The following is a 9988-nucleotide window of genomic DNA, read 5'->3' as shown; positions in this document are numbered from 1 at the left end:
CGGGTGCGGGTGCGGCCGGCGCGATCCGGTCCGCTGCCGCGGGCCGGCCGCGTGGCATCCTGTGGGCATGACGTCCGACGTCACGGCCGCGGTGTGGGCGGCCCGGCAGGTCGCGCGGGTCCGCGACGACCCCGCCGGGCGGACGGCACTGATGAGGCGCTGCTACTCCGGGCCGTTCGGCAAGGCGCCCCGGCACCTGCCGTTCCGCCGGGCCGCGATGTCGTTCATGGGCTGGCAGGTACGGCGGGGTGTGCTGCGGCCCGCGTCCGGCGACCGGCCCGGCAGTCCCTGGTGGCGTGCGGTGAACGAGCGCATCCTCCGGGACGGCTGCGAGGCGGTGGGCCTCAGCGGCGGGCTGCCCGGTCCGGCTTCCTCACCCGCCGTCGACCGCTGGCTGTCCTTCGCCCACCGCCCCACCGCACGGGCCTGGTACGGGGCGCACAACGGCAGTGTGGTCGCCGCGTACCTCGAGAACCGCGGCCTCGCGGAGGCGGAGAACGAGACGGAGCGCTTCTTCCTGAACGTCGTCCTCTGCCGCGTCCTCTACGCGCACGCCCTCGTCGCGGCGCCCCGCATCTCGCTCGGCCCGCTGCGTCCCCTCGCACCGTTCCTCGGTGATCCGAGACTCGGGATGACCGGGATCTTCCTGCAGTTGTCGCGGGTACTCCCCGACGAATACCCGCTCCGCGGCACGGTGCAGGCCCACCTGGACAGGGAGATCGGGTTCGGCCGCCTCCTCGATTTCGGGGTGATCGTCCCCCGCCTGCAACAGCTCTACGAGTGGTCCGCCGGCGAACTCGCGGAGCCGGGCCTGCTCGGCTGCGTCCGCGACGGCGCCCCGGTCTACGCCTGGCCGTACGCCGAACGGCGCGTCTGGCAGCCTCCTCGTTCGGCCGCCCTCCGCCTGGTCCGTCGGACACTCCCGCCGGCGCCCGCCGATCGCGCCGGGGCGGTGCGCGGCGGGGCGGTGCGCGGCGGGCTGGGTGGCGCCTCGCGTCCGCCGGATCCGTGATCCCGGGGGCGTGCGTGCTGCCCGTCCGGTCCGTGTGGCCCTCCTCGTCCAGTCGGACCCGGGCCTGACCGCCGCCGCCCTGGCCCGCGCACCGGACGTTCTCCGGACCCACCGGATCTGCTGGGGAGGCGCCGGAGGAGACGTAAGGACTTCGTCATCAGGCCGGGCATGGCACCACGGCCCTCCACAGCGTTGAATTGCGCCGAACGGGCCGGTGAGCGGACCGGTGAGGAAGTGGGGATGCAGTGGCGGAGACGAAGCGGCGCGGCCGGATGTGGCTCGGAGCGCTGATCGCGGCGGTGGTGGTGCTGGGCGTCGGCTCGTACTGGTTCCAGCCGTGGAAGCTGTGGCGGGACGAGACCGTCAGCGAGGCGCTGCCCGGTGCGGCCGCCCCGCGGCAGCCCTCGGCAGCGGCCTCCGCGGGCGGCGCGGCGTCCGGCGCCCCGGCCGCCGGCCCGCAGACCCTGGCGCAGGGCACGCTGATCAGCCACGAGCACTCCACCACGGGCACGGCGAAGCTGATCCGCCTCGCCGACGGATCCCGCACCCTGCGCCTGGAGAACCTCGACACCAGCAACGGCCCCGACCTGCGCGTCTGGTTGACCGATGCGCCGGTGAAGGAGGGCGTGGCGGGCTGGCGCGTCTTCGACGACGGCAAGTACGTGAGCCTCGGCAAGCTCAAGGGCAACAAGGGCGACCAGAATTACGAGATCCCGGCCGACGTGAACCTGGCCGACTACAGCAGCGTCACCATCTGGTGCGACCGCTTCGACGTCTCCTTCGGCGCGGCGGCTCTCACCTCGGCCTGAGGCGCCGGCCATCGGCCAGGACGAGGTGAAGGTGCTCGTCCGGTTGTCACGAAACGGTCATCATCCGGTCCCATTCCGATACTAATGATCGGGAAGCATTCCGCTGGAGAACATCAGCCCAGCAAAGGACCCACCGATGCTCCGCTCGCGACGAGCCACAGCCAGGGCGCCGCTCGCGTGACCCACCGCAAACCGAAGCCGAAGCCGCGGTGGGTGTCGCGCCGCACCGCAATGGTCTGCACCAGCAGCGGGCTCGTCGCCACCGCCTTCGGCGTCGTCGGCTTCGGCGGGAAGCCCGGGCCCGGGGCCGGGCCCGGCGCCCGAACGGAGGCGGCACCGGACGAGGGCCGGGCGGAACCATCCGCCGCGCCACCCCGCGAACCCGGGCAGGCGTGGATGCCCGACGCCACCCGCAAGCCGCTGGCGGTGAACTTCACTCCGGGCGGCCTCCGGGAGATGCGGGGCCTGGTCCTGCACGTCCAGGAGGGCGAGAACTCGCTCCACGGCCACTTCAGCGATCCGGCGGTGCAGTCCTCCGCGCACTTCTGGGTCTCGCAGTCCGGGGAGATCGAACAGTACGTCTCCGCCTACGACCGGGCCTGGGCGCAGGGCGACGGCAACCCGTCGTGGCTCTCGGTGGAGACCTCGGGCTTCGCGAGCCGGCCGCTCACCGCTCGGCAGGTGGACTCCGTCGCGCTGATCTACGCCTGGGGCATGGCCCAGCACGGCTGGCCCCTCGAACCCGCCTCCACCCCCCGGGGCCGCGGCTTCGGCATCCACAGCATGGGCGGCCGCGCCTGGGGCGGCCACGCCTGCCCCGGGCCCCTCCGGTCCGCCCAGACCGGGGAGATCCTCAGCACGGCCCGCGGGAGGTACCCGCGTCAGGGCCCGTAGTGCAGGTGCCGGTCACGGCCACTCGTCGAGGGCCGCGACCAGCGTGGTCGCTTCGTGGCGGACCGCGAGTTCGTCGTACGCCGTGGCGACGGCAGGGGTGCACGGCGCGCTCACCGTTCCCCGGACGCTACGGCGAGGGTGTCGTGCTGCGGTCCGGAGAGGACGACCTTGAGGGCGCCGGTGTCGCCGGCGCGGGAGAAGACCTCGTACGCCTCTTCCATCTGGTCCGGCTCGAAGCGGTGGGTGACCATCGCGGCGCCGGGGAGGCGGCCGGCGGCCATCATGCGCAGCAGCATCGGGGTGGAGTGGGTGTCGACGAGGCCCGTGGTGATCGTGATGTCCTTGATCCACAGGTCTTCGAGGTGCAGGGCGGCGGGCTTGCCGTGGACGCCGATGTTGGCGACCCGCCCGCCGGGACGGACCATGCGGGTGCACATCTCGAACGCCTCGGGCACGCCGACCGCCTCGATGACCACGTCCGCCCCGAGCCCCTCGGTGAGGTCCTCCACCAGCCGCTCGGGCTCCTCGTCCGCGCTGGCGGTGGCATCGGCGCCGAGGTCGCGGGCGGCCTCCAGCCGGGACGCGGCGAGGTCGACGGCCATGATCCGCCCGGGGCTGTAGAGCTGTGCGGTGGCGATGGCGGCCAGGCCGATGGGCCCGGCACCGACCACGACCACCGTGTCGCCGGGGCGCACATTGCCGTTCAGGACGCCGACCTCGTACGCGGTGGGGAAGATGTCCGCGAGCAGCACGGCGTCCTGGCTGCTCACGGCGCTGGGGAGCGGGTGGACGGAGAGGTCGGCGAAGGGCACGCGGACGTATTCGGCCTGGGTGCCGTCGATGGTGTGGCCGAGGACCCAGCCGCCTCCGCCCCGGCACTGGCCGTAGCGGCCTTCGCGGCAGAAGCGGCAGCGGCCGCAGGCGGAGATGCAGGAGATCAGGACCCGGTCGCCGGGGCGGACGCCACGGACGTCGCCGCCGGTTTCGACGACGGTGCCGACGGCCTCGTGGCCAAGGATCCGGCCGGGGGCCACTTCGGGGACGTCGCCTTTGACGATGTGCAGGTCGGTGCCGCAGATGGTGACGGCGTCGACCCGGACGATCGCGTCTGAGGCGTCCCTGATCGCGGGGTCCGGGACGTCCTGCCAGGAGGTCTGCCCGGGACCGTGGAAGACGAGTGCCTTCATGACTGCGGCCTCTCTGTGCTGCGCGGGGGTGGGGTCACCGTCAGGCTGCGCCCGCGCGGCTCCGCCCCGCTTGGGCCGGTCGGCCCCCACCATGGGGACCTGTGGGGTCTCCCCTGGCCCGGTGCGACCGCCGCGACCGGGACCGGCATGCACGTGACGCCGGGCTGTCCGAGCATGGAATGGGGGCAGACGGGTCGCTGTCCACGGAGGTGAGTGCGATGGCGTTTCCAGCGCGGCACCGGGCCGGCGGGCCGATGAAGCCGGACGGACCCTTCGTCCCCGCGCGTCCGTCTCCGGAGGTGCCGCGATGAGCACGGCCGGGACGCCGGACACGGGGCCGGCAGTCGTCACCTTGACGATGAACCCCGCCCTCGACCTGTGCTGGGAAGTCGAGCGCCTGCAGGGCATCGGCAAGAACCGTGCCCGGGTCAGGTCGGTGGCCGTGGGGGGCGGAGGGATCAATGTCGCACGTCATATCGTGCGGTTCGGGGGGCGGGCCACCGCCGTCCACACCGCCGGCGGCGAAGTCGGCCTGCGCCTCAACCGGCTGCTGGACGAGGAGGGCATCGACCACGTCGCCGTCGACATAGACGACGACACCCGCGAGGCACTCGTACTGGTGGAGACCGCCACACACCGCAGCTACCACATCGTGCCGTCCGGGCCGCACCTGCGCGAACGCGAGGGCCGGCGGTGCCTGGAGCTGCTGGAGCGCCTCGCCGGGGCCTGCCCGTACGTCGTGGTCAGCGGCAGCCTGCCCCCCGGCCTGCCCGACGACTACTACGCGGCTGTCGCCCGGCACGTGAGGGAAGCCGGATCCCGGCTGATCCTGGACACTTCCGGACCGGCGCTCCGGGCGGCGCTCGCCGAGGGCGTGTTCCTCTTCAGGTGCAACCGGACTGAGGCCGAGAGCCTGACCGGCCGGGCGGTCAGCGGATTCGACGAGGCCCGGGCCCTCAACGAGCACCTGCTCACCTCGGGGTCCGCCGAGATCGCCGTCACCACCCTCGGCGCACTGGGCGCACTGTGCTCGACCCGCCACGGCCACACCGAGCTGTACACCCCGCCGCTGCCCGGCGAACCCCTGAGCGATGCCGGGGCCGGAGACAGCATGGTCGCCGCCCTCACCGCAGAGCTGGCCGCCGGAGAGGATCCCGTCGCCGCATGCGCTCTCGGGGTGGCCACAGCCGCCGCGGCGATGCTCACCCCCAGCACCGAACCCTTCGACGTGGACGTGGCGTTGGCCCTGCGCTCGCAGGTGAAGACGACGAGTGGCTGAGCCGGACCGCCGGACTTCCTCCGCCGGGCGGAGCGAGGCGACGAGCTGCTGGCGGACGAGGTCGACGGCGGTACCGGGCGGCGGCTGTGGCCGCCGGTACCTGGCCGTAGGGCTTCGCGGTGGCATCAGGGTGGGTTTCCTGGGCAGCCGCCGGATATGAACCGATGTGCGGATACCGGAGAGTCCTACTGGATGCGGACGGCGGCAATGCCGTCCTTCGCCCCGCTGTCAGGGGCCGCCGAAGCAGACGTGGCGGTCATCGGCAGCGGCATCGTCGGCCTCAGCACGGCGTGGGAACTCGCCCGCGCGGGACTGCGCGTCGTCGTGCTGGAAGCGGACCGGCTGGCGGGCGGGGTCACCGGCCACACGACCGGGAAGCTCACCGCCCTGCACACCGCCGTGTACGACACCCTGCGGAGCAAGCACGGGGACGAGGCCGCGCGGCAGTACGCCGCATCCCAGAGCGAGGCCCTGCGCCATGTCGTCGACGTGTCCCGAGAGCTGGGCGTGGACTGCGAGCTGGAAAGGCGCCCGGCCTTCACCTACTGCGAGGAGGCCGAGGGCTGCGAGGCCCTGCGTGCCGAGGCCGACGCGGCGCGGGCGGCAGGCCTGGACGCGTCGTTCGTCACCGAGACGGGGCTGCCCTTCCCGGTGGCCGGCGCGGTCAGGGTCGAGGAGCAGGCCCAGTTCCATCCGCTCCGGTATCTGGCCGGGCTGGTCGAGGACATCGTCGCGCGCGGCGGCCGGCTCCATGAGAACACCCGCGTGACGCAGCTCGAAGACGGCGATCCCGGCCGGCTCACCACCGGCACCGGCGCCACCGTGACCGCCGGGCACGTGGTCGTCGCCACCCACCACCCCGTGTTCGACGACGCGCTGCTCTCCACCAGGCTCACGCAGCACCGCGACCTGGTGATCGCGGGCCCGGTGCCCGCCCGGCAGGACCCCGGGGGCCTGTACATCACCGAGGAGAACGGCAAGCGCTCCGTGCGCACCTCGCCCCTGGCGGACGGCGACCGGCTCCTCGTCGTCACCGGGGAAGCGTTCACGCCCGGCACCGGCGAGGACACCGAGGCCGGGTACGCCCGCCTCCAGGACTGGGCCGAGCAGCACTTCCCCGGATTCTCGACCACCCACCGCTGGGCAGCGCAGGACAACAGCTCCACGGACACGCTGCCCCTCATCGGCCGCCTGCCCACCAAGGGCGACAACGTCTACGTGGCCACCGGCTTCGCCGGCTGGGGCATGACGGGCGGAGTCCTGGCGGGCACGATCATCTCCTCCCTCGTCCGGGGCGACGAGGACCCGTGGGGCGGGCTCTACGACCCCGGCCGCGTCGGCTCGCCCGTACGGTCGGCCCCGACGTACCTGAAGGCCCAGTGGGACGTGGGGAAGCACTTCGTCAAGGACCGCCTGGACACGCTCGGCGACGGCACCAACGGCCCGGTCGAGGACCTGCGGCCCGGTGAGGGCACGGTGGTCCGCGCCGACGGCAGGCCCTGCGCCGTGCACCGCGACGACCAGGGCGAACTGCACGCCGTATCGGCCGTCTGCACGCACCTCGGGTGCCTGGTGGCCTTCAACAACGCCGAGCGGACCTGGGAATGCCCCTGCCACGGCTCTCGCTTCGGCATCGGCGGCGAAGTCCTCCAGGGGCCGGCCCTGAGTCCCTTGGAACGCCGGGACACGACGGACCTCTGACCGGCCTGGCCTGCGCGCGCCCCTTCCCCGCCGGCGTGCCCCTTCCCCGCCGCCGCACCGGCGGATCCGCCGGCGGGTGGCGTGACGCCTCCGCGGGTCGGCCGCGGCGCCGGGCGGATCGCTGCGGGAGCGGCACCATCCCCGTGTCGGTCAGGCCGACTCGGTGCTCCTTGTCCAAGATGGCCCCCTGGGTTTGCGTCTCGGAGGGAGATACGTCCGATGGTCTGCGACGAGTGCGGACGCCCGTGGTGAGCGTCGGCGGGGACGAGCTGGGGCCGGTGCTGGCGTGGGTGCTGGACCGCTCCCACGAGGCATCATCGATGGACATCGCCGGGCTGATCGCCGAGGCGGCCGGCCGCCTGGGCATCGGGGAGACCCGGCTGTACCTGGTCGACCTGCAGCAGAGCCGGCTCAATCCGCTCCCCCAGCCGGGGGGACAGGGCGGGCACGCGGCGGCCGCTGTCGACGTCGAGGGCTCCCTGGCGGGCTTGGCCTACCGCACCCAGCGGGTCCAGCAGAGCAGGGACAGGGACACCGCCTGGTTCCCCATGGTCGACGGCATCGAACGGATCGGCGTCATGCAGGTCTCCTCGTCCGGCCGGGCCCCGAACCGGATGCAGGCCGGTCGCGCGCTGGCGAGTCTGGCGACGTTGCTGGTGGTGTCCCAGTCCTCGCACAACGACCTCATCGTCCGACACCAGCGGACGAACCCGATGAGCCTGCAAGCGGAGCTGCTGTGGGCGTTCCTGCCACCGCGGACCATCGGCACGACCCGCGCCACCTCCACCGCGATGCTGGAACCGGCCTACGACGTCGGCGGCGACGCCTTCGACCACACCTTCATCGACGGCACCCTGCATCTGACGATGGTGGACGCGATGGGCCACGATCTGGCCTCGGGCGGAGCAAGCGCCGCCGCCATCGCCGCCTGCCGTTCCACACGCCGTTCCGGCGCCGCCCTCCCCGACATCGCCTCCACCATCGACCGCACCCTGGCCCGATGGATCCCCGACCGGCTCATGACCGGGGTCATCGCCGAACTGGACACCCGCACCGGCGACTTCGTGTGGATCAACTGCGGCCACCCGCCGCCGCTCCTCATCCGCGACGGCCATGTCCTGCCACGAGCACTCGAACGCACCGCCGAACTCCCGCTCGGCCTCGGGTTCCACGCCCAGGAGCCACCCACCCGGCACCACGCACGCCTCCAGCCCGGCGACCGCGTACTGGTCCACAGCGACGGCGTGACCGAGGCCCGCTCCCCCGACGGCGACCTGTACGGCGAGGACCGCCTCACCGACACCGTGATCCGCTCCCTCGCGTCGGGGCACAACGCCCCGGAAGCGCTGCGCCGACTGGCCGGGAACCTCCTCGCCCACCAGGAGCACCGCCTGCGCGACGACGCGACCATCCTCCTGACCGAATGGCACCCCACCCGCTGATCCGCGCGACCGGAGCACCCCAGGAGGCCGACAGCTCCGCCCCTGCCACGCGCAGCGGCGGACGGCGCACCCGAAATTGAAAACGGTCGTCATTTTCATATAGGCTCGCGCCGAGCACTTCGACACCTCACAGGAGATCCCGATGGCCGTCCCGAAGCGGAAGATGTCCCGCAGCAACACCCGTCACCGCCGGGCCCAGTGGAAGGCGACGACGCCGCAGCTCGTCCCGATCACGGTCGACGGCTCCGTCCACCAGGTCCCCCAGCGACTGGTGAAGGCGTACGAACGCGGCCTGCTGCACCCCGAGGGCTGAGCCGATGGCACGCCCGGCCGACACTCCGCTCCCGGTCACCGTCCTGTCCGGATTCCTCGGAGCCGGCAAGACCACCCTGCTCAACCACGTGCTCGGCAACCGCGACGGACTACGCGTCGCCGTCATCGTCAACGACATGAGCGAGGTCAACATCGACGCCGCTCTCGTCCGCGGCGGCGAGGCGGCACTCTCGCGCACCGAGGAGCGGCTGGTCGAGATGACCAACGGGTGCATCTGCTGCACCCTGCGCGACGATCTGTTGGAGGAGGTCGACCGGCTGGCCCGTGAGGGGCGCTTCGACCACCTCCTCATCGAGTCCAGCGGCATCTCCGAGCCGATGCCGGTGGCGGCCACGTTCTCCTTCCCGCGCGACGACGGCGCCACCCTCGGCGACATCGCCCGCCTCGACACCATGGTCACCGTCGTGGACGCGGCGAACTTCCTGCCGGAACTCGCCGGCGGCGACGAGCTCACCGCACGCGGACTCGACCAGTACGAGGACGACGAACGCACCGTCAGCGACCTGCTCATGGACCAGATCGAGTTCGCCGACGTCATCGTCCTCAACAAGCTGGACCTGGTCGGACCGGCCGAAGTCGCCCGGCTGCGCGCCACCCTGTCGCGGCTGAACCCCGAGGCGAGGATCGTGCCCACCGTCCGCGGGCAGGTGGCCCTCGAACAGGTCCTCGGCACCGGCCTGTTCGACGTCGAGCGCGCTCAGCAGGCCCCGGGCTGGGTCAAGGAACTCAACGGCGACCACGTCCCGGAGACCGAGGAGTACGGAATCTCCTCGCTCGTCTTCCGCGCCGACCTCCCCTTCCACCCCGGCCGACTGTGGACCTTCGTCACCAAGGGCCTCGACAGCGGCACCTTCGGTCAGATCCTGCGCTCCAAGGGCTTCTTCCGGCTCGCCAGCCGCCCCCGCGTGACCGGCCTGTGGTCGCAGGCCGGCGCGGTGGCCCGCTTCGAGCCCTCGGGCGCCCTCGGACCGGACACCGCGCAGGGCCAGGAGCTCGTCTTCATCGGCACGGGCCTGCGCGCCGACGCGCTGCGGGCGGCCCTCGACGCCTGCCTGCTCGGCCCGGGCGAAGCCGTGCCCGCCGTGGACGACTTCCCGGACTGGGAGACGTACGGGATCGACGACGCCTGCGAGCACGAACACGGGCAGGCCGTGAGCTCGGCCGCCTAAGGGCGGTCCCGTAATCCCCGGTGGATCGGCGCACGGCGTCAGATGCGGCGCATCGCAAGGCGGAGGAGCGTCCTCATACTGGGCGTATTCGGGCGTTCCGACAACGCAGCGAGGTGCCGTAGCTGTCGTCGTGCGCCCGCCGGGGATTACGGGACAGCCCTT

Annotated in this window: 9 protein-coding genes; 8 read left to right on the top strand and 1 reads right to left on the bottom strand. The window is 72.7% G+C overall.

Going from position 1 to position 9988, the window contains the following annotated elements; genetic code table 11:
• Positions 1-67: 67 nt before the first annotated feature.
• From AVW11_RS34600 to AVW11_RS34590, 3 genes are all read left to right on the top strand, one after another.
• A complete protein-coding gene (locus AVW11_RS34600) occupies positions 68-1012 on the top strand; it encodes a hypothetical protein (RefSeq protein ID WP_076047000.1) in 945 nt (314 codons plus the stop codon).
• Between the two features lie 272 nt (positions 1013-1284).
• Entirely contained in the window at positions 1285-1821 is a 537-nt protein-coding gene (locus tag AVW11_RS34595) for a DM13 domain-containing protein (protein WP_060177595.1), read from the top strand.
• A 177-nt stretch (positions 1822-1998) separates the two neighbouring features.
• Positions 1999-2715, top strand: a complete 717-nt coding sequence (locus AVW11_RS34590) for a peptidoglycan recognition protein family protein (protein WP_234362175.1) — start codon at positions 1999-2001, stop codon at positions 2713-2715.
• Between the two features lie 110 nt (positions 2716-2825).
• Here AVW11_RS34590 and AVW11_RS34585 read toward each other — a convergent pair whose 3' ends face one another.
• A complete protein-coding gene (locus tag AVW11_RS34585; RefSeq protein WP_076046999.1) occupies positions 2826-3902 on the bottom strand; it encodes a zinc-dependent alcohol dehydrogenase family protein in 1077 nt (358 codons plus the stop codon).
• A gap of 307 nt (positions 3903-4209) precedes the next feature.
• On the opposite strand from AVW11_RS34585, the gene AVW11_RS34580 reads away from it, so the two are divergent.
• The 5 genes from AVW11_RS34580 to AVW11_RS34560 all read left to right on the top strand — a co-directional run bounded on the left by AVW11_RS34580 (position 4210) and on the right by AVW11_RS34560 (position 9826).
• On the top strand, positions 4210-5181 hold the full coding sequence (locus AVW11_RS34580; RefSeq protein WP_060177452.1) for a 1-phosphofructokinase family hexose kinase: 972 nt from the start codon (positions 4210-4212) through the stop codon (positions 5179-5181).
• 156 nt (positions 5182-5337) lie between these two features.
• Positions 5338-6882 (top strand): FAD-dependent oxidoreductase, encoded by a 1545-nt coding sequence (locus tag AVW11_RS34575; protein WP_076046998.1) that lies wholly within the window; start codon positions 5338-5340, stop codon positions 6880-6882.
• A gap of 233 nt (positions 6883-7115) precedes the next feature.
• Positions 7116-8324, top strand: coding sequence for a PP2C family protein-serine/threonine phosphatase (locus AVW11_RS34570; RefSeq protein ID WP_240528337.1), 1209 nt, complete (start codon positions 7116-7118; stop codon positions 8322-8324).
• 142 nt (positions 8325-8466) lie between these two features.
• Positions 8467-8637, top strand: coding sequence for a 50S ribosomal protein L32 (gene rpmF / locus AVW11_RS34565; protein ID WP_030843773.1), 171 nt, complete (start codon positions 8467-8469; stop codon positions 8635-8637).
• A 4-nt stretch (positions 8638-8641) separates the two neighbouring features.
• Positions 8642-9826 (top strand): GTP-binding protein, encoded by a 1185-nt coding sequence (locus tag AVW11_RS34560; RefSeq protein WP_030843776.1) that lies wholly within the window; start codon positions 8642-8644, stop codon positions 9824-9826.
• Positions 9827-9988: the final 162 nt, after the last annotated feature.

It is taken from the genome of Streptomyces amritsarensis, assembly GCF_001953875.1.
GTDB lineage: Bacteria > Actinomycetota > Actinomycetes > Streptomycetales > Streptomycetaceae > Streptomyces > Streptomyces amritsarensis.
Note: the sequence above shows the minus strand (reverse complement) of the source record. Positions and strands in the feature narration are given on the sequence as shown.